Origin of the sequence: Mesorhizobium loti, assembly GCF_003148495.1 — a bacterium.
In the GTDB taxonomy this organism is placed as follows: Bacteria; Pseudomonadota; Alphaproteobacteria; order Rhizobiales; family Rhizobiaceae; genus Mesorhizobium; species Mesorhizobium loti.
On record NZ_QGGH01000005.1, the window covers coordinates 305,994 to 328,640 of the forward strand.

19 protein-coding genes are annotated in these 22,647 nt (G+C 64.3%); 11 read left to right on the forward strand and 8 right to left on the reverse strand.

The features are described 5' to 3' along the window. Positions 1 to 116: 116 nt before the first annotated feature. Together C8D77_RS21300 and C8D77_RS21305 are read right to left on the reverse strand one after the other, a co-directional pair. Positions 117 to 1,874 carry a hydantoinase B/oxoprolinase family protein gene (locus C8D77_RS21300; protein WP_109667436.1) on the reverse strand — a complete coding sequence of 586 codons (1,758 nt, stop codon included), beginning with the start codon at positions 1,872 to 1,874 and terminating at the stop codon, positions 117 to 119. A gap of 1 nt (position 1,875) precedes the next feature. Further along, positions 1,876 to 3,960 carry a hydantoinase/oxoprolinase family protein gene (locus C8D77_RS21305; protein WP_109667439.1) on the reverse strand — a complete coding sequence of 695 codons (2,085 nt, stop codon included), beginning with the start codon at positions 3,958 to 3,960 and terminating at the stop codon, positions 1,876 to 1,878. 222 nt (positions 3,961 to 4,182) lie between these two features. On the opposite strand from C8D77_RS21305, the gene C8D77_RS21310 reads away from it, so the two are divergent. The 6 genes from C8D77_RS21310 to C8D77_RS21335 all read left to right on the forward strand — a co-directional run bounded on the left by C8D77_RS21310 (position 4,183) and on the right by C8D77_RS21335 (position 10,907). After that, positions 4,183 to 5,010 carry a ferredoxin--NADP reductase gene (locus C8D77_RS21310; protein WP_109667441.1) on the forward strand — a complete coding sequence of 276 codons (828 nt, stop codon included), beginning with the start codon at positions 4,183 to 4,185 and terminating at the stop codon, positions 5,008 to 5,010. 211 nt (positions 5,011 to 5,221) lie between these two features. Continuing rightward, positions 5,222 to 6,271 (forward strand): deoxyribose-phosphate aldolase, encoded by a 1,050-nt coding sequence (gene deoC, locus C8D77_RS21315; protein ID WP_109667781.1) that lies wholly within the window; start codon positions 5,222 to 5,224, stop codon positions 6,269 to 6,271. A gap of 70 nt (positions 6,272 to 6,341) precedes the next feature. Beyond that, positions 6,342 to 8,714 (forward strand): aldehyde dehydrogenase family protein, encoded by a 2,373-nt coding sequence (locus C8D77_RS21320; protein WP_109667444.1) that lies wholly within the window; start codon positions 6,342 to 6,344, stop codon positions 8,712 to 8,714. Positions 8,715 to 8,748: 34 nt separating this feature from the next. Next, complete coding sequence (locus tag C8D77_RS21325) at positions 8,749 to 9,030, forward strand: hypothetical protein (protein WP_109667446.1); 282 nt, start codon at positions 8,749 to 8,751, stop codon at positions 9,028 to 9,030. A 273-nt stretch (positions 9,031 to 9,303) separates the two neighbouring features. Further along, positions 9,304 to 10,035: an SDR family oxidoreductase gene (locus C8D77_RS21330; RefSeq protein WP_109667449.1), complete on the forward strand. Its 732-nt coding sequence runs from the start codon at positions 9,304 to 9,306 to the stop codon at positions 10,033 to 10,035. A 26-nt stretch (positions 10,036 to 10,061) separates the two neighbouring features. Then, on the forward strand, positions 10,062 to 10,907 hold the full coding sequence (locus C8D77_RS21335) for a fumarylacetoacetate hydrolase family protein (protein ID WP_109667452.1): 846 nt from the start codon (positions 10,062 to 10,064) through the stop codon (positions 10,905 to 10,907). Positions 10,908 to 11,067: 160 nt separating this feature from the next. On the opposite strand, the gene C8D77_RS21340 is transcribed toward C8D77_RS21335, so the two are convergent. From C8D77_RS21340 to C8D77_RS21365, 6 genes are all read right to left on the reverse strand, one after another. After that, a complete protein-coding gene (locus tag C8D77_RS21340) occupies positions 11,068 to 12,066 on the reverse strand; it encodes an ABC transporter ATP-binding protein (protein ID WP_109667455.1) in 999 nt (332 codons plus the stop codon). Between the two features lie 15 nt (positions 12,067 to 12,081). Further along, positions 12,082 to 13,143 carry a Gfo/Idh/MocA family protein gene (locus C8D77_RS21345; protein ID WP_109667458.1) on the reverse strand — a complete coding sequence of 354 codons (1,062 nt, stop codon included), beginning with the start codon at positions 13,141 to 13,143 and terminating at the stop codon, positions 12,082 to 12,084. Next, positions 13,140 to 13,979 (reverse strand): carbohydrate ABC transporter permease, encoded by an 840-nt coding sequence (locus tag C8D77_RS21350; protein WP_109667461.1) that lies wholly within the window; start codon positions 13,977 to 13,979, stop codon positions 13,140 to 13,142. The genes C8D77_RS21345 and C8D77_RS21350 overlap by 4 nt, the downstream gene beginning before the upstream one ends. A gap of 10 nt (positions 13,980 to 13,989) precedes the next feature. Continuing rightward, the gene (locus C8D77_RS21355; protein WP_109667464.1) at positions 13,990 to 14,919 is read right to left on the reverse strand and encodes a carbohydrate ABC transporter permease; all 930 of its coding nucleotides are present in this window, start codon (positions 14,917 to 14,919) and stop codon (positions 13,990 to 13,992) included. A 249-nt stretch (positions 14,920 to 15,168) separates the two neighbouring features. Then, positions 15,169 to 16,428: an ABC transporter substrate-binding protein gene (locus tag C8D77_RS21360; protein WP_109667467.1), complete on the reverse strand. Its 1,260-nt coding sequence runs from the start codon at positions 16,426 to 16,428 to the stop codon at positions 15,169 to 15,171. A 2-nt stretch (positions 16,429 to 16,430) separates the two neighbouring features. Then, entirely contained in the window at positions 16,431 to 17,390 is a 960-nt protein-coding gene (locus tag C8D77_RS21365; RefSeq protein WP_109667471.1) for an N-acetylmuramic acid 6-phosphate etherase, read from the reverse strand. Between the two features lie 198 nt (positions 17,391 to 17,588). Between C8D77_RS21365 and C8D77_RS21370 the strand changes: the two genes are divergently transcribed. Genes C8D77_RS21370 through C8D77_RS21390 form a run of 5 tightly spaced genes read left to right on the forward strand, consistent with a single transcriptional unit; the run spans position 17,589 to position 22,569 of the window. After that, a complete protein-coding gene (locus C8D77_RS21370) occupies positions 17,589 to 18,467 on the forward strand; it encodes a glucosamine kinase nucleotide-binding domain-containing protein (protein WP_109667474.1) in 879 nt (292 codons plus the stop codon). Then, complete coding sequence (locus C8D77_RS21375) at positions 18,464 to 19,246, forward strand: GntR family transcriptional regulator (protein ID WP_027040192.1); 783 nt, start codon at positions 18,464 to 18,466, stop codon at positions 19,244 to 19,246. Before C8D77_RS21370 ends, C8D77_RS21375 begins: the two co-directional genes overlap by 4 nt. Further along, complete coding sequence (locus tag C8D77_RS21380; protein WP_109667477.1) at positions 19,243 to 20,277, forward strand: SIS domain-containing protein; 1,035 nt, start codon at positions 19,243 to 19,245, stop codon at positions 20,275 to 20,277. Before C8D77_RS21375 ends, C8D77_RS21380 begins: the two co-directional genes overlap by 4 nt. Continuing rightward, positions 20,274 to 21,446, forward strand: coding sequence for an N-acetylglucosamine-6-phosphate deacetylase (gene nagA / locus C8D77_RS21385; RefSeq protein ID WP_109667479.1), 1,173 nt, complete (start codon positions 20,274 to 20,276; stop codon positions 21,444 to 21,446). Before C8D77_RS21380 ends, nagA begins: the two co-directional genes overlap by 4 nt. 10 nt (positions 21,447 to 21,456) lie before the next feature. Then, positions 21,457 to 22,569: an NAD(P)/FAD-dependent oxidoreductase gene (locus C8D77_RS21390; RefSeq protein WP_109667482.1), complete on the forward strand. Its 1,113-nt coding sequence runs from the start codon at positions 21,457 to 21,459 to the stop codon at positions 22,567 to 22,569. The last annotated feature ends 78 nt before the right edge of the window (positions 22,570 to 22,647 follow it).

A 22,647-nucleotide genomic window follows, 5' to 3' on the forward strand; every position in this document is an offset into this window, starting at 1 on the left:
TCTCCGTTGACCGGAGAAGTCTACGGGCTTTCGTGCCCCCGGCGGAGACGGAAACGACATGCGCTGCGGCGATCACGGCGCGGCGAGCGGACCAAGCCCTCACGATTGGTGGTGCGTTAGCCGGCGCGCTGCTTGTCCGTCGCCGTCCGATCGATGGCTAACTCCCCTGCCGACAGGACAACGCCGAATTTTTCGCTGACTTCCTCTGACGTATAATATCCCAGCGCCACGTCGCGCAGCACCAAGTCCGGGTCGCGCTCACGCGGATCGCCATAGCCGCCGCCGCCCGGCGTGCCGACGCGCACGCGGTCGCCGGCCTTGAGCGCGATGTCCTGCTCCTTGGAGAGGTGCGGCGGCACATGCTCCTCACCGTTGCGGAAGACAATCACGGTATTGACCGCGCCGTCCTTGCCACCGAGTGCACCTTGCGGGCCGAAACGGCCGTGATCCATGACGAAGGAGGCACGGGCGTCGCCGCGCAGGATCTCGACCTCATATGCGAGCCCGAAGCCGCCGCGATGCTTGCCGGCGCCGCCCGAGCCTTCACGCAAGGCATAGTGGCGGTAGAGCACCGGGAATGCCTGTTCCATGATCTCGACCGGCGGCGATTTCGAGATGCCGATGGTCGAGCAGCCATTGGTCAGGCCGTCATGGCCTGAATTGCCGCCATAGCCGCCGCCGGAGATCTGGTACATGACGTAGTCGCGGCCGCGCGCCGGGTCGTTGCCGCCGAGCGCGAAATTGCCGCTGGAGCCGGCGGGAGCCGCCGTCACTTTCTCCGGCAACGCCTGCACCATGGCCGCGAACACCGCCTCGGCGATGCGCTGCGACACTTCCGCCGCGCAACCCGAGACCGGGCGCGGATATTTGGCGTCGAGGAACGTGCCTTCCGGCTGTTTGACGATCAGGGGTTCGAAAGCGCCGGCGCTGATCGGCACATCGGGGAAGATGTGGCGCATGGCGAGATAGACCGAGGACAGGGTGGTCGCCAGCACGCTGTTCATCGGCCCGGCGCAGGGCTTTGATGAACCGGCGAAATCGAAGGTCAGCGTATCGCCTTGTTTCTCGACCGCGAGCGCGATGGTCAGCGGCTCGTTGACCACCCCGTCGGAATCGACAAAGGCTTTGGAACGGTAAATGCCGTTGGGGATGGCCGCTATGTTGGCGCGCATCTGTTCGGCGGCGCGGCGGCGCAGTTCGGCGATTGCCTCGACAACAGTTTCATCTCCGTAACGATCCAGGATTCCGTTGAGCCTGTCCTGGCCGATCAGCAGTGCGGCGGCCTGGGCGCGGATATCCCCGATGCGCTGGTCGGCAACGCGGATGTTGGAGCAGATGATGGCGTAGATCTCCGGATCGAGCACGCCCTTCTTGAACAGTTTGACCGGCGGCAGCCGCAGCCCTTCCTGCTCGACTGCGGTCGCCGAGGCTGAAAACCCGCCCGGCACCGAGCCGCCAATATCGGGCCAATGGCCGGTATTGGACAGCCAGCAGAAGATCTTGCCGTCCCGGTAGACCGGCATGGCGAAGCGCACATCCATCAGATGGGTGCCGCCGAGATAGGGGTCGTTGACGATGTAGATGTCGCCGGGCTCTGGGGCCAAGCAGCGGCCATCGGCGATCATTTCGATCACCGTCCTGGTCGAATACTGCATGACGCCGACGAACACCGGCAGGCCCTGGCTTCCTTGCGCGATCAGCGAACCATCGACGGCGGAATAGATGCCGTCGGAGCGGTCGTTGGCCTCGGCGATGACCGGCGAGAAGGCGGCGCGCGAAAAGGTCAGGTCCATCTCGTCGCAGACCTGCTGCAGGGCTGCCTGGAGGACCGAAAGCGTGATGGCGTCGAGCTTTGCCCCGTCAAGATTTGGCATCTCAGGCCTCGCCAATGTCGATGATGATGTTGCCGTCGGCGTCCGATCGCGCGCGGTCGCCGGGTTCGAGCACGGTGGTGGCGTCCATCTGTTCGAGGATCGCCGGTCCTTCGATGACCGCGTCGAGCGGCAGTTTTTCGCGTGCGTATACCGGCGTGTCGTGCCAGCGTCCGCCATACCAGACCGGCCGGATTTCGCGCCGCGCCTCGTCAAGCGTTGTAGCGCGCCCAGCCGGGTCGATCAGCCGGGAAAGATCGATTGCCGGACGCACACCGGTGACCGAGGTGTTGAGGTTGACGAGATTGGCCCGGATTTCCGGCAGCTCGACCTTGAAGCGGGCGAAATAGGCCTTTTCGAAAAGCTGCTGCAGTGTTGCCCGCGTCACCGATGACGACGGCAATGGCACGTTGATGATGTGGGTCTGGCCGACGAACTGCATGTCGGCGGAGTGGGTGACGCGGATCGTCTCCGGCTTCACCGCTTCTTTGCCGATCAGCTCTTCACCTTCGTTTCGGTGCCGTTCCAACACTCCGTGAAGTTGGGTTTCGTCGAGCACCGCCACCGGCTGGTTGATGGTGTTGACGAAGTCGTGGCGCAAGTCGGCGACGACGCAGCCGAGTGCGTTGGTGATGCCGGGACGCGCCGGCACCAGCACCCGGGGCAGGCCGAGTTCGCGCGCCAGCGCCGTTGCGTGCAGCGGGCCAGCGCCGCCAAAGGCAAACAGCGCGAAATCTCTGGGATCGTGACCACGCGACACCGAGACCATGCGGATGGCGCCGGCCATCTTCATGTTGCCGAGCCGCAGCACGGCCCCGGCTGCCTCGACACCGGACAGGCCGGTGGCCCTGCCGATCTTCTCCTCGAAGATGCCGGTGACGCGCTCTGATGTGACCGGGTTTTCGACCGCCAGCAATTTCTTCGGCGCCAGCCGGCCGAGCACAAGATTGGCGTCGGTGATGGTCGGCTCGAGGCCGCCGCGCCCGTAGCAGATCGGGCCGGGGTTGGCGCCGGCACTTTCCGGACCGATCTGGATCAGGCCGGCCGCGTCGACACGGGCGATCGAGCCGCCGCCGGCGCCGACCGTGTGCACCGCCACCATCGGCACGTGGATCGGCATCGCATATTCGATCTCGATCTCGTTCGACACCGCCGGCTCGGCATTGCGGATCAGCGCCACGTCGGTCGAAGTGCCGCCCATGTCGTACGTGACGAGGTTTTCGAAGCCGGCGCGTTTTCCGGTATAGGCGGCGGCGATGACGCCCGAGGCCGGACCGGACATGACCGTCTTGGCCGATTCACGTGTGACGAAGCGGGCCGAGATCATGCCGCCATTGCCGTTCATGATCAGGAAGTCGCGTGCATAGCCTTTTGCAGCCAGCTCCTTGCGCAGCCGCTCGACATAGCGCTCGAGGATCGGCTGCACGGAGGCGTTGACCGAAGCGGTGACGCCGCGCTCGAATTCGCGTGCTTCCGACAGCAGTGCGTGGCCTGCCGTGATGTAGCTGTTCGGCCAGAATTCGGCGGCGATTTCGGCGGCACGCCGCTCATGCGCCGGGTTGGCGTAGGAATGCAGGAAATGGATGACGAGGGATTCGCAGCCGGCCGCGATCAGCGTCTGCACAGCCTCGCGCATCTCGGCCTCGTCGAGCGGCGTACGGATCGCACCGGACGCCTCGACACGCTCCGACACTTCAAGCCTGAGATTACGCGGGATGATCGGCACGAAGCTGCCGGTCATGCCATAGGCCTGCGGCCGTGTGCGCCGGCCAAGCTCGATCACGTCGCGAAAGCCGCGCGTGGTGATCATGCCGGTTTTCGCCAGCCGGCGCTCTAGCACCGCATTGGTGGTGGTGGTCGTGCCATGCACGATGAGATCGATGCCGTCGATCGGAAATCCGGTGGCGCCGAGTGCCGAAACGACGCCGAAAGCCTGGTTGTCGACCGTGGTCGGAGTCTTGGCGATATGCACCCTGCCGCCGTCGCGTCCGTCGATCAGGAGTAGGTCGGTGAAGGTGCCGCCGACATCGATACCGGCGACGACATTTCCCAGGGAATCGCGCGCTTGCGCCGAAATATTCTCTTTCATCGTCGAAACCCGAAATGCCCGGACTACGGATATGTGTCAGTTTGGAAAGGTGTTTTACGGTAGCATCTTGACGCAAATATCGTTTGTATACTAATAAATTCCCGACACAAGAGCTTACCGCTTTGGAGTGTGCGAACAGCACGCCGGAACCTGAATGGTTCGGGCGCGCAGGTGAAGGTTTGGCGCCCGCGTCCGTGAGTTTGGGCCAGAAGGTTGGATTTGATGAACACCACATCCGCTCTCAACACCGTCGGCGCCCGCCCGCTGCAATTCCCGATTCCGGCCAACGTCTATGCCGAGACCGTCGTCTCGGTGAAGCACTATACCGACCGGCTGTTCTCGTTCCGCATCACCCGTCCGCAGTCGCTGCGCTTCCGCTCCGGCGAGTTCGTCATGATCGGCCTGCCCAATGCCGAGAAGCCGGTGTACCGCGCCTACTCGGTGGCGAGCCCGGCCTGGGACGAAGAGCTGGAATTCTTCTCGATCAAGGTGCCGGACGGCCCGTTGACCTCGGAACTGCAGAAGATCCAGCTCGGCGACACGGTCATCATGCGCCAGAAGTCGACCGGCACGCTGGTGGTCGACGCGCTGACCCCGGCCAAGCGGCTGTTCATGATCTCGACCGGCACCGGCATCGCGCCCTTCGCCAGCCTGCTGCGCGACCCCGACACCTACGAGAAATTCGATCAGCTGATCCTGACCCATACCTGCCGCGACAATGCCGAGCTGATCTACGGCCAGGAGCTGGTGGCGGCGCTGGAAAGCGACCCGCTGATCGGCGAACTGACCACTGGGCGCGTCACGCTCTACAATTCGACGACCCGCGAAGAGTCGGCCTGCATGGGCCGCATCACCGCGCTGATCGGCTCCGGCAAGTTCTACAGCGATCTCGGCATCGACAAGCTCAACCCGGAAACCGACCGCATCATGATCTGCGGCTCGATGCATATGCTGAAGGACGTCAAGGAACTGGCCGAAAGCCTCGGTTTCGTCGAAGGCTCGCTGAGCCATCCGGCGACTTTTGTGGTCGAGCGCGCCTTCGTCGGCTGAGCCGAGCGTCGACACTTTCATATCCGCATTTTGACCTTTCGGTCAAAAACTAGCTGCTTTCGCAGCCTTTTTCAGCTATGAGCGCCCTAAGGACTCGTGAAGCGTGAATTCACGGGCTATCTTCGTGCGTGTCGCCCAAAGTGTCGAGCGGTTTTGGGAAGACGATGCGCACCAAGACATAAGCGCACGTCGCCGAATGAAAGGGCAGGAGATGAGCAGCACAATCCGCGAAGCCGATGTCGGCTCGTCCAAGGTGACGCCGCTGCCGGCGCGCGCCGCCGCCAACACCCCCGTCCCGCACGACCATCGTATTGCGCGCAATCCAGGCATGAAGCTCGACCTCGGCTTCATGGAATCGGTGCGCAGCGTCAATCGCTCGGCGCTGGAACGGCGCGTCGCCAGCCTGACCAAGCGGCGCTCGATCAAGGCTGACAACCAGGCGGCCTGGTTGCTAAAGGCCGTCGCCTGCATGGATCTGACGACGCTGAATTCCAACGACACCGAGGAACGCGTGCGCCGGCTCTGCGCCAAGGCGATCAACCCGTTTCGCCGCGACATTGTCGAGGGTCTCGGCATTGCGGGTGAAACCATCCGGCCGGCGGCCGTCTGCGTCTACCATCCCTTCGTCGCCACCGCCGTCGACGCCGTGCGCGGCACCGGCATCCACGTCGCCGCCGTATCCACCGCCTTTCCGCATGGCCTTGCGCCGCTGTCCACCCGTCTGCAGGAAATCGAAGCCTCGGTCCGCGACGGCGCCGACGAGATCGACGTCGTCATTCCGCGCGGCCTGGTGTTCGGCGCCAAGTGGCGGGAGCTCTACAATGAGATCGTCTCGATGCGGGCTGCCTGCGGTGACGCGCATCTGAAGGTCATCCTCGGCACCGGCGACCTGGCCACGCTGCGCAATGTCATGCTGGCCTCGATGGTGGCGATGATGGCGGGCGCCGACTTCATCAAGACCTCGACCGGCAAGGAAAGCGTCAACGCGACGCTGCCCGTCGGCCTCGCCATGGTGCGCGCCATCAGGGCCTATTTCGAGGAAACCGGCTATCTCATCGGCTTCAAGCCGGCCGGCGGCATTTCGACGGCCAAGGCCTCGCTCGACTGGCTGGTGCTGATGAAGGAAGAACTCGGCCGGCCGTGGCTGGAGCCGGAGCTGTTCCGGTTCGGCGCTTCGAGCCTTCTGACCGACATCGAGCGCCAGCTCGAGCACCATCTGACCGGACACTATTCGGCCAATCATCGCCACGCGATGGCTTGAGCGCACCACCCCCACCCCGATCGGCTTTGCCGATCGACCCTCCCAGGCGGGAGGGTGAAGGAGGCACCTGATGAACATCCTCGATCGCTATCACGCCATGGAGTACGGCCCGGCGCCGGAAGCCCGCAACGAGGCCGATGCGTGGCTTGCCGCGCGCGACTTTTCCAAGGCGCTGTTCATCGGCGGCGACTGGAAAGCCGCTTCCGGCGGCAAGACCTTCGAGACCAGCGAGCCGTCTTCCGGCAAGCTGCTGGCCAAGGTCTCGGACGCCAATGCCGCGGACATCGACGCGGCAGTTGCGGCGGCCACCAAGGCGCTGCCGAAATGGAGCGCCAGTTCGGGCTACGTCAGGGCGAAAGTGCTTTATGCCATCGGCCGCGCCATGCAGCGGCATCAGCGCCTGTTCGCGGTGCTTGAGACCATCGACAATGGCAAGCCGATCCGTGAAAGCCGCGACATCGACGTGCCGCTGGCGATCCGCCATTTCATCTATCATGCCGGCTGGGCGCAGGCGCTGGACAGGGATTTCCCCGGCCAGAAGGGTGTCGGCGTCGTCGGCCAGATCATCCCGTGGAATTTTCCGCTGCTGATGCTGGCCTGGAAGATTGCGCCGGCGCTCGCCGCCGGCTGCACCGTGGTGCTGAAGCCGGCCGAATTCACGCCTCTGACATCGATCCTGTTCGCCGAGATTTGCGAGCGTGCCGGCGTGCCGAAAGGCGTCGTCAACATCGTCCAGGGCGGCCCGGAAGCGGGCGTGGCCATCGTCAACCATCCCGGCATCCAGAAGATCGCCTTCACCGGTTCTTCCGAGGTCGGCAAGATCATCCGGAAAGCCACGGCGGGGTCCGGGAAAAAACTGTCGCTGGAGCTCGGCGGCAAATCGGCTTTCATCATCTTCGAGGATGCCGATCTCGATAGCGCGGTTGAGGGACTGGTCGACGGCATCTGGTTCAACCAGGGTCAGGTGTGCTGCGCCGGCTCGCGGCTTTTGGTGCAGGAAGGCATCGCCGATGCCCTCATTGCCAAGGTCAAGACGCGGATGAGCCGGCTGCGCGTCGGCAGTCCGCTCGACAAGAACACCGATATCGGCCCGCTGGTCGACTTGACACAGCTCGACCGGGTCAAGGGCCTGGTCGCCGAAGGCGCCAAACAAGGCGCCGTCTGCTGGCAGCCGGATGCGGCGCTGCCGTCCTCCGGCTACTACCATCTGCCGACGCTCGCCACCGGAGTTTCGCCGGCCAACATTCTCGCACAGGAAGAAGTGTTCGGTCCGGTTTTGGCGACCATGACCTTCCGCAACACCGAGGAAGCGATCGAGCTTGCCAACAACACGCGCTATGGGCTGGCCGCCTCGGTGTGGAGCGAAAATGTCAATCTGGCCCTGCACGTTGCGCCGCAGCTCAAGGCTGGCGTCGTCTGGGTCAACGGCACCAACATGTTCGACGCCGCCTGTGGCTTCGGCGGCTACCGCGAGAGCGGTTTCGGCCGCGAAGGCGGTCGTGAAGGCATGTTCGAATATCTCGCGGCGAAACTGCCGCTCGGCCCGGTCATCAAGCCGGCGACGCTCTCCGCACAGCCAGTCGAGCAGGCCGACGGCTCGGCAATCGACCGCACGGCAAAGCTGTTCATCGGCGGCAAGCAGGTGCGCCCGGACGGCAATTATTCGATTGCCATCGCCACCGCCAAGGGCAAGCTTGCCGGCGAAGTTGGTCTCGGCAGCCGCAAGGATATCCGCGATGCCGTCTCCGCAGCCCGCGCCTGCAAAGCGTGGCCGGAGGCGACCGCCTATAACCGCAGTCAGGTGCTTTACTATCTGGCCGAAAACCTTTCCGGCCGCGCCGGCGAATTCGCCGCTCGCCTCACCGAGCTGACCGGCGCTTCGCCCAAGGCCGCGCGGGAAGAAGTAGACCAAACTATCGAGCGGCTGTTCCTCTATGCCGGCCTTGCCGACAAGTTCGAGGGCCGGGTGCATCAGCCACCGGCGCGTGCCGTGACACTGGCACTGCACGAGCCGGTCGGCGTCGTCGGCATCGTCGCGCCTGATACCTCGCCGCTGCTCGGCCTGATCTCGCTGATCGCACCCGCGCTCGCGATGGGCAACACGGTGGTAGCGGTGCCGTCCGAGCGCTATCCGCTGCTGGCGACCGATCTCTATCAGGTCATCGAATATTCCGACGTTCCCGCTGGCGCCATCAACATCGTCACCGGCCGCACGGCCGAACTTGCCGGCGTGCTGGCCAAGCATGACGATGTCGACGGACTCTGGGTGTTCGCCGATGCCGAGACCTGCGCCAAGGCGGAAGCCGAGTCCATCGGCAACCTCAAGCGGGTCTGGAGCGGCAACGGCCGCAGCCTCGACTGGGCCTCCGACGAGGCTGCCGGCGACGCTTTCCTGCGTCGCGCCGTCGAGGTCAAGAACGTCTGGGTGCCTTATGGCGACTAGCTCGTGAAGGTGTCTTCCGGAGTGTGAGGGATCGATGAAGAGCTATTTTCTGGAGAGGCTTGGCGAAGTGCCGTTTGTTCGAAGCGAGCTGTCAAAGTTGCTCCCGCATCAGGTCGATCCGTGGTTGCTGAATGCGGGCGACAAGGACCCGGTCGCGTACCTCAGCGTAGCAGCCTGCGATGATGGAACCTCCTACATCCAGGTGGATATGAGCGGCCGCCACTTCGATCAGGACGAGCTGGTTGTGCAAGTGCTGCGGCAGTTGCAAGGTCAGTTAGGTAGCGTCATTCGGGACGATAGTGACGACGAGCTGTAAGACCTTCGACCTCCTATCTTGGGCACGAGGAAGTGATTCAGGCTCAGCATGAGAATCGAGCCGTTCCTACCCAACAAGCCGCAGGGCGTTTTGACGCTGCAGCCACGGCGGTGATCGTGTTCGGGCTTGACGCCCGGATGCATGTTCTTTAACGAGAAAAAACATCTTTATCTGTGGGCTGACAGGCGCGCAGGCCGCATAATGGCGTCCGACTGGCCCATGACGCCCTGGCCGACTGCCGATAAACCCGGACGATCCCTAGAGGAGAACAGCATGGCGGATCTGGCAGGCAAGGTCGTTGTCGTCACGGCAGCGGCACAAGGCATCGGCAAGGCGAGCGCGCTGGCCTTCGCCAAGGCAGGTGCCGTGGTCCACGCCACCGACATCAACGAGACGCTTCTCGCTGAGCTCGCCAAGACGCCAGGAATCAAGGCCCGCAAGCTGGACGTGCTCAACGACGAGGCCGTCAATGCCGCCTTTGCCGAGATCGGTGTCGTCGACGTGCTGTTCAATTGCGCCGGTTTCGTCCATTCCGGCTCGATCCTCGAGATGAAGGACGCCGATCTCGATTTCGCGCTGAACCTCAATGTCCGCGCCATGATCCGCACCAGCCGCGCCGTGCTGCCCGGCATGTTGGAACGCGGCGACGGATCGATCATCAACATGGCCTCGCTGGCCAGCTCGACCAAGGGCGTGCCCAACCGCTTCGTCTACGGTCTGACCAAGGCCGCCGTCATCGGCCTGACCAAGGCGATCGCCGCCGACTATGTCGGCAAGGGCATACGCTGCAACGCCATCTGCCCCGGCACGGTCGAGAGCCCGTCGCTGCAGGACCGCATGCACGCGCAGGGCGACTACGATGCCGCCCGCGCCGCCTTCATCGCCCGCCAGCCGATGGGCCGGCTCGGCACGCCGGAGGAAATCGCCGATCTCGCCGTCTATCTGGCCGGCGCCACCTATACGTCCGGACAGGCCTATAATATCGACGGCGGCTGGTCGATCTGAACCAATCTGACTGAGGAGAGCATGACATGAAGCTGCTGCGCTATGGCGAGGTCGGGAGCGAACGCCCCGGCCTGCTCGATGCGGATGGAACGATCCGTGATCTCACTGACCATATCACTGACATCGGCGGCAAGGCGCTCGATCCGGCATCGCTGGCGGCACTAGCCAAGCTCGATCCGAAGTCGCTGCCGGCGGTTTCCGGCAGCCCGCGCCTTGGTGCCTGCGTTGCCGGCACCGGCAAGTTCATCTGCATCGGCCTCAACTATTCCGACCATGCCGCCGAAACCGGCGCCACCGTGCCGCCCGAGCCAATCATCTTCATGAAGGCAAGCTCGGCCATTGTCGGGCCGGATGACGACGTGCTGATCCCGCGCGGCTCGGTGAAGACCGACTGGGAAGTCGAACTGGCCGTGGTCATCGGCAGAAAAGCCAAATATGTCAGCGAGGCCGATGCGCTCGATTATGTCGCCGGCTATTGCGTCGCCCACGACGTCTCCGAACGCGCCTTCCAGGCTGAGCGGCAAGGCCAGTGGACCAAGGGCAAGTCCTGCGACACCTTCGGCCCGACCGGCCCATGGCTGGTGACCAAGGACGAGGTCGCCGATCCGCAGAACCTCAAGATGTGGCTGACCGTCAACGGCAAGACGATGCAGAACGGCTCGACCAAGACCATGGTCTATGGCGTCAAGTATCTGGTGTCCTATCTCAGCCAGTTCATGTCGCTGCACCCCGGCGACATCATCTCCACCGGCACGCCGCCCGGCGTTGGCCTCGGCATGAAGCCGCCGGTGTTCTTGAAGGCCGGCGATGTGGTGGAGCTGGGCATCGAGGGCCTGGGCCAGCAGAAGCAGACGTTCAAGGCTGATTTGTAGATCTGCAAGGTTGCGCTGCCCCCTCATCCGGCCGCTTCGCGGCCACCTTCTCCCCGCAGGGGAGAAGAGGTGAGCGGTGGCGCTGACAATCTCCTCTCCCCTCGGGGAGAGGTCAGCCGAGCGAAGCGGAGGCTGGGTGAGGGGGCTGCGCCGTCAGCCCCTACTTCAGCACCTTCCCATCAACCCCAAACCGATAAGTCTTGGCCGGATCCGGCGTCGCATAGAGTGTGGCGCCCGGTTCGGCATCATAGACACCGAAAATCCGCACGGTGATCAGCCCGGCCTTCTCGCAATCGAGATAGAGATTGGTGTCGGCGCCGAGATGCTCGGCATGAACGACCGTTCCCTTCCAGGCGCCTGACTTCGGATCGACGGTCAGGTGCTCCGGCCGCACGCCGATGGTCTTCGCCGTCTCACCAAGCCGGGCGCCATCGACAAAGTTCATCTTCGGCGAGCCGATGAAGCCGGCGACGAACTCATTTGCAGGCGAATTGTAGAGTTCCATCGGGCCGCCGATCTGCTCGATCCGGCCGGCGTTGAGCACGACGATCTTGTCGGCCAGTGTCATCGCCTCGACCTGGTCGTGGGTGACGTAGATCATTGTCGCCTTCAGCCGGCGGTGCAGCTGTGCGATCTCCAGCCGCGTGTTGACGCGCAGAGCCGCATCGAGATTCGACAACGGTTCGTCGAACAGAAAAAGCTTGGGCTCGCGCACCACGGCGCGGCCGATGGCGACGCGCTGGCGCTGGCCGCCGGAGAGCTCGGCCGGCCGCCTTTCGAGATAGGGTTCCAGCGACAGCATCGATGAGGCGATGCCGATGCGCCGCTCGATCTCGGCCGCCGGCGTGCCGGCCTGCTTGAGGCCGAGGCCCATATTGTTCTTCACCGTCAGATGCGGGTAGAGCGCATAGGTCTGGAACACCATGGCGATTCCGCGCTTGGCCGGTGGGGTGGCGGAAACGTCCTCGCCGTCGATGACGACGCGGCCCGAGGTCGAATCCTCCAGTCCGGCAATGACCCTGAGCAAGGTCGACTTGCCGCAGCCGGACGGGCCGACGAAGACGACGAATTCGCCGTCGTTCACTTCGAGGTTGATGCCCTTCAGCACCTCGACCGGCCCGAAGGCCTTCTTCACGTTCTCGATGTTCAGCGAGCCCACGGCTTCGTCCCTGTTCTAGAGTTTCACAGCGGCGCCACTGCGCACGCTCTCGTCGGCGGCAAGGCAGACGGCGAGCGATTTGACCGCGTCGTCCATGTGTTTGGTGAGATCGAGATCCTCGCGGATCGCCTTCAGCACAAAGGCCTGTTCGAGGTCGCAAAGGTCCTGGTGGCCTGGTTCGCCTTCCATCGACAGCATTTCGTCCGACTTGACGAACTTGCCGTCCGCGCCGGTCGCGGCACTGTGCAGGCGTATGGTCGAGGTCTTGGTGTGGGTGTCGATGTCGTCGGACTTGACGCCTTCCTTCATGACGATCGACACGCAGCCATTCGGCGAAATCACGTCCTTCACGAAGAAGGCGGTTTCCGAAATCATCGGCCCCCAGCCTGCTTCGTACCAGCCGACGGAACCGTCATCGAACAGCACCTGCAGGTGGCCGTAATTGTACATGGAGGGCGCCACCTCCTCTGTCAGCCGCACGCCCATGCCGCGCACCTCGACCGGTTTGGCGTCGGTGATCTGCAGCATGACGTCGAGATAGTGCACGCCGCAGTCGACGATCGGCGACGTCGTCTGCATCAACTGCTTGTGCGTCTCCCAGGTATGGCCCGAGGATTGCTGGTTGAGGTTCATGCGGAAGACGTAGGGGCCGCCGAGCTTGCGTGCTTCGGCGATCAGCCTGATCCAGGATGGGTGATGGCGCAGGATGTAGCCGATCACCAGTTTCTTGCCATTGGCTTTGGCCGCCGCGACGACACGCTTGGCATCGGCCACCGTCGTTGCCAGCGGCTTTTCGACGAAGACATGGCAGCCAGCCTCGAACGCCCTAACCGCATAGTCGGCATGGCTGTCGGAATAGGTGGCGATGCAGGCGACATCGGGCTTTTCTTCGCGCAAGGCGTCATCGAAGGAGCGCCTGATGCCGTAGCCCGACAGCCCGTCCGGCAACGGCACGTCGGAGCGGTTGATCAGCGCCGCGATCTCGAAGCCCGGATTGCTGTGATAGGCCAGCGCATGGCTGCGGCCCATATTGCCAAGGCCGGCGACGACGACGCGAAGAGGTGCCTGCGAACTCACTTGACGGCTCCGGAGGTGATGCCGCGGATCAGTTGCCGCGAGAAGATGACGTAGAGGATCAGCACCGGCATGATCGCCAGCGAGAGCGCCGCCAGGATGGCGTTCCAGTTGGTGACGAACTGGCCGAGGAAGAGCTGCGCGCCGAGCGTCACCGTCTTGGTTTCTTCCGACGGCGCCAGGATCAGCGGGAACCACAGATCGTTCCAGATCGGGATCATGGTGAAGACGGCGACCGTCGCCATCGATGGCCGCACCAGCGGCAGCACCAGCCGGAAGAAGATGGTGTATTCGGACAGGCCGTCGATGCGGCCGGCATTCTTCAGATCGTCGGACACTTGCTTCATGAATTCCGACAGGATGAAGACGGCAAGCGGCAGGCCTTGCGCGGTGTAGACCAGGATCAGCGCCGTCAGCGTGTTGACCAGCCCGCTCGCCACCATCAACTGCAGGATGGCGACGGTGCCCAGCCGGATCGGGATCATGATGCCGAGCGCCAGATAGAGGCCCATCAGCGAGTTGCCGCGAAAGCGGTATTCCGACAGGGCGAAGGCTGCCATGGCGCCGAACAACAGCACGAAGAACAGCGAGGCGACGGTGACGACGAGGCTGTTCTGGAAATAGTGGATGAAATCGCCCTGGCCGATGACGGTCGTGTAGCCGATCAGGTCGAAGGTCTTGGGCGTCGGCGGCGTCAGCGGCGCGCCGAAGATGCCGGCGCGAGACTTGAACGAATTCATGATCACCAGGATCACCGGAAACAGTGCGATCACCGTATAGGTCAGCAGGATCGCATGGGCGCCGATGGTGCGGGGCACGGAACGGGTGGCGATGCTCATCTCTTGCCCCTCAGAACTGGTAGCGACGCAGGCGCGTCTGCACGAGGAAGAGATAGACGCAGACGCCGCCGAGGATGATCAGGAACATCATCGTGGCGATCGCCGCACCCATATTGGGATCGCCGACCTGCAGCTGGAAGCCGAAGAAGGCGCGGTAGAGGAAGGTGCCGAGGATATCCGTGGAATAGTTCGGCCCGGCGAGCGCCCCTTGCGCGGTGTAGATCAGGTCGAAGGCGTTGAAATTACCGACGAAGGTGAGGATCGAGATGATGCCGATCGACGGCAGTATCAGCGGCAGCTTGATCTTCCAGAACTGCGACAGGCCGGTGATCCCGTCGCATTCGGCGGCCTCGATTACCTCTTCGGGGATCGACAGCAAGGCTGCGTAGATCAGCATCATCGGGATGCCGACGAACTGCCAAACTGAGATCAGGCTGAGCGCGGTCAGCGCATATTGCTCCTTGCCGAGCCACGGCGTGAAGAGGCTTTTCAAGCCGACGAGATCCATCAGATGCGGCGCCACGCCCCATAATGGCGACAGGATCAGCTTCCAGGCGAAACCGACGATGACGAAGGACAGGATGGTCGGCACGAAGATCGCCGTGCGGTAGAAGGCCGCGAACCTCAGTTTCGGGCTGGACAGCAGGGCGGCCAGCATGACGCCGATCGGGTTCTGCACCAGCATGTGGATGATGAAGAACCAGGTGTTGTTCCTGAGCGCGTTCCAGAAACCCACCGACCAGTTGGGATCGCCGAACAGCATGCGGAAGTTTTCCAGCCCGACGAAGACCTGATGCTGCTCGATGTTGCGGAACAGCGACAGCTGCAGCGTGCCGGCGAGCGGCAGGATCATGATCGCCGTATAGACGAGCACTGCCGGCGCCAGAAAGACGCCGATATGCCAGCGGAACGGTCTTTTCGGTCTGATATCTGCGGCCATGAGTTCGGTCCCCGCCGTCTCTCGGTTCCAAAGGGTATCGATCTAGATGATGCCTCGATGCACGGCCCGAACGTTCTTGCCCGGTGTGGCAAGAACAAAGGCCTGCGACTGATCAGCTAGCCTTTCCCCACAAAAGGAGGGTAAGGCCGGGAGGCGGTGCCGACAATCGCAATCTGAATAGGCGCACTCTGAATGAGGTAGTCCGGAACCGGCCAGGCCTGCGCCCGGCCGGCTCCGTTGCCTGAGCGCTTACTTGGCCGGCTTGTACCAGCTGTCGAGACCGGTCTGCAGCTTCTTGGCGGCAGCTTCCGGCGTATCGGTGCCGTTGATGACGTTGGCCGATTCAACCCAGGTCTCGTTTTCGAGGTTCGGCGTGCCGCGCGACAGGATCTGGTAGGTCGAGCGGATCGTCGACTTGCACTTGCCGCGCCAGGAGACGAATTCCTGCGCCAGCGGGTCTTCCATCTTCACCGGTGCGGAGTTCAGGCTGAAGAAGCCCGGCAGCGCGTTGGCGTAGATGGTGGCGAAGTCCGGCGAGGCGACCCAGGACAGGAAGGTCTTGGCCGCATCGGCGTTCTTCGAAGCCGCATTCAGGCCCATGCCGATATCGGTATGGTCGGAGATGTAGCAGGTGTCGCCGGCCTTCTCGACCGGCGGCGGGAAGGCGCCCATCTTGAACTGGGCCTGGGTGTTGAAAAGGCCGATTTCCCATGAGCCGGCCGGGTAGATGGCGGCGCGGCCGAGCGTGAACAGGTTCTGGCTGTCCGGATAGGTCTGGGCTTCAAAGCCGTCGCCGAGATAAGGCTTCCACTTTGCCAGTTCCTCATACGGCGCGACCCAGTCCTTGTCGGTCAGCTTCTGATCGCCCTTGATCAGCGCCGCGCGGCCGTCCTCGCCCTTCCAGTAGTTCGGGCCGATGTTCTGGTAGCCCATGGTCGCGGCTTCCCAGAGATCCTTGGTGCCCATCGCCATCGGGATGTAGGTGCCGTCGGCCTTGATCTTGTCGAGCGCGGCGAAGAATTCGTCGCGGGTCTCCGGCACCTTGATGCCGAGCTTGTCGAAGGCGTCCTTGTTGTAGATGAAGCCGTGGATGACCGAGGCCATCGGCACGCAGAAGCTCGCCTTGCCGTCGTCGGTCTGCCAGGCGGATTTGGCCACCGGAGAGAAGTTCTCCATGCCGGGCAGCGCCGACAGGTCGGCGAGGTTGCCCTTCTTGAACAGTTCAAGCGACTTGTCGAAGGGGCGGCAGGTGATCAGGTCGCCCGCCGAGCCGGCGGCAAGCTTGGCGCCGAGCGCGGCGTCATATTCGGTCGGCGCCGACGGCGCGAACACCACCTTGATGCCCGGGTTCTTGGCTTCGAAAGCCGGGATCAGCTTGTCCTTCCAGATGGCAAGGTCGTCACCGCGCCAGCTTTCGATGTTGAGCGTTACGTCTGCGGCAGAAGCCACCCCGGCCGAGCCGAGAATGCTGGTGCCCAAAAGCAGTGCCGTCAGTAGTTTCGTTGTCATGCTCAGTCTCCCTGTTGACCTTTTTCAGGTTCGGTTTTGATGAGAACGGAGGCAGTGCGCCCCTTGCTCCCCTCGATCGCGGAAAGGGCCGGCCGCAGCTTCTGGCCGGTCTCTTCCAGTATCTTCTGCGCCGCATCGGCGCTGTCGGCGCCGGCGGCAAGCAGAATGGCGGTCTTGACCGCGCCGCCGCTCTTCTCGAGCAGGCGGGCCGCTTCGTCCGTGCCACGCCCGCTGACGGCGGCGACGATGCGCGCCGCGCGGTCGCGCAGCTTGATGTTGTCGGCCATCAGATTGACCATGTAGCCGTCATGGACATGGCCGAGATGGACCGCGGTCAGCGTCGACAGCATGTTGAGCGCGATCTTCTGGGCGGTGCCGGCGCCCATGCGGGTCGAGCCGGCGATCAGCTCCGGCGGCGTTTCGAGCAGAATGGCGGTTTGCGCCTGGCGCAGCAGGGCAGAGTCCCGGTTGTTGGCGATGCCTATGGTGGCGGCACCACGGCGAGCGGCTTCCTCGATGGCCCGCACCGCATAGGGCGTCGTGCCGCTGGCGGAAATGGCGATCAGGCAGTCGCCCTTGCCGATACCGGCCTTGGCGACCGCAGCCGCGGCCTCTTCGGTATCGTCTTCCGGCCCGCCGGCCAGTGTCCGGAAGGCCTCGTCGCCGCCGGCGATCAGGATGGCGATGCGGTCGCGGTGAATGCCGAAGGTGCCGGGCAATTCAAGTGCATCGGCCAGCGCCATCAGGCCGGAGCTGCCGGCCGCCGCGTAGGCAAGCTTGCCGCCGCTCTTCAGCCTGCCGGCGATGATCTCGGCCGCCCTGGCAATGGATGGAATGGCTTGGCGCACGACCGTTGCGGCTTCGATCTGCGCATCGGCCAAATAGGAAAGGATGGCGTCCGGGGCCTGGATATCCAGCCCCTCGGCATTCTGGTGAAGCGCTTCGGTGCGCGTTTCGGCCATCCCGGTTCCTCCAATACCAGAACAATACCAAAAAAATACCACTTGTCCACACGCATTAACGAATTCGCGGCTCTGAAATCGCTGAGCCGACGAAATACGTAGGTTTTTCAATAAAATACGCCTTAATCTTTTTGAAACGAAAATTAACCCTTGGCTATTGGTATTTTATTGGTATTATCTGCCCGGAGGAGAAATCACGTGAATTTCGTGCTCGGAATCGATGGCGGCGGCACCAGCTGCAGGGCCGCCCTGGCAACAGCGGATGGTGCAGTCATTGGCCGCGCCAAGAGCGGCGCCGCCAACATCCGCACCGATCTGACCGGCGCCCGCTCGAACATCGTCGATGCCGCCAGGCAGGCGTTCATCGCCGCCGGGCAGGATCCGGAACTGATCCCGCAGACACCGGCCATTCTCGGCCTTGCCGGCGCCAATGTCGGCACCTACCGGCAGCAGCTCGAAGCGATCCTGCCGTTCAGCACCAGCCGCGTCGAGACCGACGCCGAAATCGCCCTGGAAGGCGCTGTCGGCTCGGGCGACGGCGCCATGGCGATCCTCGGCACCGGCACCGCCTACATGGCGCGCAAGAACGGCAAGTCGCGCGCCATCGGCGGCTGGGGCTTCCAGGTCGGAGACCAGGGCAGCGGCGCCCGCATCGGCCGCGACCTGCTCGAACAGACACTGCTTGCCTATGACGGCGTCCGCGCGGGTTCGCCGCTGACGCAGAGCATGCTGGCCGTTTTCCGCAACAATCCGGAGGACGTGGTCGAATTCACCACCAATGCCAAGCCAGGCGATTTCGGCGGCTTCGCGCCCAAGGTGTTCGAGCATGCCGAGAAGGGCGACAGCGTCGCCAACTGGATCCTCGACAGGGTGGTCGCCGATGTCGAGGCCTCGCTCGGGGCGCTCGACCTTGCGGACGACGCGCCGCTTTGCCTGCTCGGCGGGCTGGCGCCGCTCTACGCGCCGCGCCTCTCGGCGCGCTACCGGGCGCTGCTGAAGCCGCCGCTCGACGACGCATTGGGCGGCGCCGTGCAGATGGCGGTCCGCCTTTTCGCGACCACGGAGGCGGCTCGATGAGCGAGGCCGCCGACCAGATCTTCGCCACGCTGAAACATCAGGCGCAAAGCGGCGCGCCGCTCTATCTGCAGCTTCGCAAGAGCATCGAGGACGCGGTCAATCGCGGCCTGATCGGGCCGGGCGACGCGCTGCCCTCCGAGCGCGACATTGCCACCAAGGCCGACATTTCGCGGGTCACCGTGCGCAAGGCGGTGCAGGACCTGGTCAAGGGCGGCATCCTGGTCCAGCGCCACGGCTCAGGCACGTTCGTGGCGCCGCGCATGGAGCGCGTCGAACAGTCGCTGTCGCGGCTGACCTCGTTTACCGAGGACATGGCTCGGCGCGGCATGGCTGTGCGTTCGGCATGGCTCGACCGCGGCCTTTACGCGCCTTCGCCTGACGAGATGATGGTGCTCGGCCTGTCGTCGAGCGAACTGGTGGCACGCGTGGCGCGCCTGCGCATTGCCAACGACACGCCGCTGGCGATCGAACGCGCCTCGCTGTCGGCCAGCGTGCTGCCCGATCCGGCCGACATAGGCTCCTCGCTCTATGCGGCGCTGGAACTGACCGGCAACCGGCCGGTGCGGGCGGTGCAGCGCATCTCCGCCGCCAATCTCGGCGACAGCGACGCGCGCCTGCTTGAGGTGCCGCCAGGCATCGCCGGCCTGCACATCGAACGCATTTCCTATCTGGCGAGCGGCAAGGTCATCGAATTCACCCGCTCTATCTACAGAGGCGACGCCTATGATTTCGTCGCCGAACTGCGGCTGACCGGGCCGAGCGAAGAGGGCCGACCATGACGACACAAGCAACCCATATGCGGCGCGAGATCGAGGAGATCCCGCAAGCCGTCGCTCGCCTGCTCGACGGTTCCGGCGCGGTGCTGACCGAGGCCGGGCGCGGCATCCGCGCACGCGACCCGCAGTTTGTCGTCACCGTGGCGCGCGGCTCGTCCGACCATGCCGCCACCTTCATGAAATATGCCGTCGAGCTGACTGCGGGACTGGCCGTGGCATCGGTCGGACCATCCATCGCCTCGATCTATGGCCGCAAGCTCAGGCTCGCCGGCTCGGCCTGCCTGGCGATCTCGCAGTCGGGCAAGAGTCCCGACATCGTCGCTATGGCCGAAACCGCTCGGGCCGGGGGCGCGCTGACCGTCGCCATCACCAACACCGCCGATTCGCCGCTGGCGCGCGCCTCGGACTATGCGATCGATATCCTGGCCGGCCCCGAGCGCAGCGTGGCGGCAACCAAGACCTTCATCAATTCCGCTGTCGCCGGCCTCGCCCTGATGGCGCATGCCACCGGCGACGATGCGCTTCTGGCGGCCCTCGCCCAATTGCCTGGGCATTTCCGCAAGGCGATCGCTTGCGACTGGATGAGCGTGCTGGCCGAGACGATCGAGAAGCAGAAGTCGCTATTCATCCTGGGCCGCGGCCCGTCGGCTGCGATGGCCAACGAAGCGGCGCTCAAATTCAAGGAGACCTGCGGCATGCATGCCGAGGCCTACAGCGCCGCCGAAGTCATGCATGGCCCGCTGGCACTGATCGGGCCCGATTTTCCGGTGCTGGCGCTGGCCGCGCGCGATGCGTCCGAGCCGTCTATCGCCGAGGCCGCCGACAGCCTGGCGGCCAAGGGCGCGCCGGTGTTCGTCACCTCCGCACTTGCCCAGCGCGCCGTGCGCCTGCCGCATGTCGCCACCGGCCACCCGCTGACCGATCCGCTGACGCTGATCGTCTCCTTCTACATGTTCGTCGAGGCCTTTGCCCGCCATCGCGGCCTCGATCCGGACACGCCGCGCAATCTTCGCAAGGTGACGGAGACCGTATGAGCGACCGTTTTGCCCTGACTGGCGCCCGGATTTTCGATGGCGACGACTGGCATGAAGGCCACGCGCTGGTCGTGCGTGACGGCCTCGTCGAGGCTATTTTGCCCACCAGCGCCATCCCCTCGGATATCCGCGCCGTCGACACCGGCGGCGGCGTGCTGGCGCCGGGCTTCGTCGACCTGCAGGTCAATGGCGGTGGCGGCGTCATGCTCAACGACCACCCCGATGTCGCCTCGATCGAAACCATCTGCAAGGCGCATGCGCCCTTCGGCACGACGGCGCTGCTTGTGACGCTGATCACCGACACGCCCGGCGTCACCGCCGCCGCCGTCGCCGCCGGCGAAGCAGCGGCGCTGCGGAAGGTGCCGGGCTTCCTCGGCCTGCATCTCGAAGGCCCGCATCTGTCGATCGCCCGCAAGGGCGCGCATGATCCGGCGCTGATCCGGCCGATGCTCGATGCCGACCAGGCGATGCTGATCGCGGCGCGGCAAAAGCTGCCGGTGCTGCTCACCACCGTCGCGCCGGAATCCGTCGAGCCGGCACGCGTCGCGGCAATCGCCAAGGCCGGTGTCATCGTCAGTCTTGGCCATTCCGACACCGGATACGCCACCGCCAGCACCTTCGCCGAAGCCGGCGCGAGCGTGGTCACCCATCTGTTCAACGCGATGAGCCAGATCGGCAATCGCGAGCCAGGGCTGGCGGGCGCAGCCATCGATATCGGCACCTTGTCCGCCGGTCTTATCGCCGACGGCATCCATGTCGATCCCGCCACCATCAAGATCGCACTGCGCGCCAAGCAAGGTCCCGGCAAGATCGTGCTGGTCAGCGACGCCATGGCGACAATCGGCACCGACATGACCTCGTTCACGCTCAACGGCCGCACCATCTACCGCAAGGATGGCAGCCTGCGGCTTGCCGACGGAACGCTGGCGGGTGCCGATCTCGACATGATCTCGGCTGTTCGCTTCATGCACAATGTCGTTGGCATCGATCTATCCGAGGCCTTGCGCATGGCCTCATTGTATCCGGCGCAGGCGATCGGCCAGTCGCACCGGCTTGGCCGCTTCGCCAATGGCACGGCAGCCGATATCGTTGCGCTGTCGGACGATCTCGACATAAGAAGCGTCTGGATCGGCGGCGGCAAGGTGTTCGAGGCCACCGCTTCACGCTGAAAGCAAGACCATGCAAGATACCGATTGCGTCGTCGCCGGAGCGGGCGTCGTTGGGCTCGCCGTCGCCCGCGCGCTCGCTTTGTCGGGCCGAGAGGTGCTGGTGATCGAGCAGGCTGATGCGATCGGCACCGTCACGAGCTCACGCAATTCCGAGGTCATCCATGCCGGGCTCTATTATGCGCCCGGGAGCCTGAAAGCCCGGCTCTGCGTCGAAGGGCGTGAGCGGCTCTACACCTATTGCTGCGAGCGCAACGTCGCCCATGATCGCACCGGCAAGCTGATCGTCGCCGTCGAACCGGATCAGTTGGGCAGGCTGAGCGCGATCAGGGCCAATGCGCAGAGCTGCGGGGTTGGCGATCTCGATCTGCTTACACAGGCACAAGCCGAAAGCCTCGAACCCGCGCTGAGGTGCGCCGGCGCGTTGCTGTCGCCATCGACCGGCATTGTCGACAGCCATGCACTGATGCTGTCGCTGCGCGGCGACGCGGAGACCGCCGGCGTGTCGTTCGCCTTCCTTACCACTGTCGCCGGAGCGGCCGTTGAAGCCGATGGAATCCGGATCGATACGCGCGATGCCAAGGGCGAGATCTTCGCATTGAAAACCGGCGCCTTCGTCAATGCGGCAGGTCTCGATGCACAAGCCCTGGCCAACCGGATCGAGGGGTTTTCACAAGACCTCGTTCCGCCGCTCTGGCTGGCGCGCGGCAATTACTTTTCGCTTTCGGGCCGGTCGCCCTTCTCGCGGCTGATCTATCCGGTCCCGGTCAATGGCGGCCTCGGCGTGCATCTGACGCTGGACCTTGGCGGCAGCGCGCGCTTTGGTCCGGATGTCGAATGGATCGACCACCTCGACTATACGGTCGATCCCCGCCGAAGCGCTGTCTTCTACGAGGCGATCCGGCGCTACTGGCCCGAGCTTGCCGACGGCGCCCTGCAGCCTGCCTATGCCGGCGTCAGACCGAAACTGTCCGGCCCCGGCCAGCCGGCTGCCGACTTCACGATCCAGGGTCCGGCCGACCATGGCGCCGGCCGCATCGTCAATTTGTTCGGCATCGAAAGCCCCGGCCTGACGGCCAGCCTGGCGATCGCCGAGCACGTCGCCGAGCTGTTGTACCCAGGCTGACCCGACTGCCTACGCGGCTCCCGGGGCGATCCATCGTTTCACGGAACCGCCGAACCGCGCTATTTTTTGCTGGTATTG

Excerpts from the sequence above, each read along its gene's own strand:
- C8D77_RS21300 (WP_109667436.1), bottom strand. The coding sequence starts at position 1,874 with ATGCCAAATCTTGACGGGGCAAAGCTCGACGCCATCACGCTTTCGGTC.
- C8D77_RS21305 (WP_109667439.1), bottom strand. The coding sequence starts at position 3,960 with ATGAAAGAGAATATTTCGGCGCAAGCGCGCGATTCCCTGGGAAATGTC.
- C8D77_RS21310 (WP_109667441.1), top strand. The coding sequence starts at position 4,183 with ATGAACACCACATCCGCTCTCAACACCGTCGGCGCCCGCCCGCTGCAA.
- deoC (WP_109667781.1), top strand. The coding sequence starts at position 5,222 with ATGAGCAGCACAATCCGCGAAGCCGATGTCGGCTCGTCCAAGGTGACG.
- C8D77_RS21320 (WP_109667444.1), top strand. The coding sequence starts at position 6,342 with ATGAACATCCTCGATCGCTATCACGCCATGGAGTACGGCCCGGCGCCG.
- C8D77_RS21325 (WP_109667446.1), top strand. The coding sequence starts at position 8,749 with ATGAAGAGCTATTTTCTGGAGAGGCTTGGCGAAGTGCCGTTTGTTCGA.
- C8D77_RS21330 (WP_109667449.1), top strand. The coding sequence starts at position 9,304 with ATGGCGGATCTGGCAGGCAAGGTCGTTGTCGTCACGGCAGCGGCACAA.
- C8D77_RS21335 (WP_109667452.1), top strand. The coding sequence starts at position 10,062 with ATGAAGCTGCTGCGCTATGGCGAGGTCGGGAGCGAACGCCCCGGCCTG.
- C8D77_RS21350 (WP_109667461.1), bottom strand. The coding sequence starts at position 13,979 with ATGAGCATCGCCACCCGTTCCGTGCCCCGCACCATCGGCGCCCATGCG.
- C8D77_RS21355 (WP_109667464.1), bottom strand. The coding sequence starts at position 14,919 with ATGGCCGCAGATATCAGACCGAAAAGACCGTTCCGCTGGCATATCGGC.
- C8D77_RS21360 (WP_109667467.1), bottom strand. The coding sequence starts at position 16,428 with ATGACAACGAAACTACTGACGGCACTGCTTTTGGGCACCAGCATTCTC.
- C8D77_RS21365 (WP_109667471.1), bottom strand. The coding sequence starts at position 17,390 with ATGGCCGAAACGCGCACCGAAGCGCTTCACCAGAATGCCGAGGGGCTG.
- C8D77_RS21375 (WP_027040192.1), top strand. The coding sequence starts at position 18,464 with ATGAGCGAGGCCGCCGACCAGATCTTCGCCACGCTGAAACATCAGGCG.
- C8D77_RS21380 (WP_109667477.1), top strand. The coding sequence starts at position 19,243 with ATGACGACACAAGCAACCCATATGCGGCGCGAGATCGAGGAGATCCCG.
- nagA (WP_109667479.1), top strand. The coding sequence starts at position 20,274 with ATGAGCGACCGTTTTGCCCTGACTGGCGCCCGGATTTTCGATGGCGAC.
- C8D77_RS21390 (WP_109667482.1), top strand. The coding sequence starts at position 21,457 with ATGCAAGATACCGATTGCGTCGTCGCCGGAGCGGGCGTCGTTGGGCTC.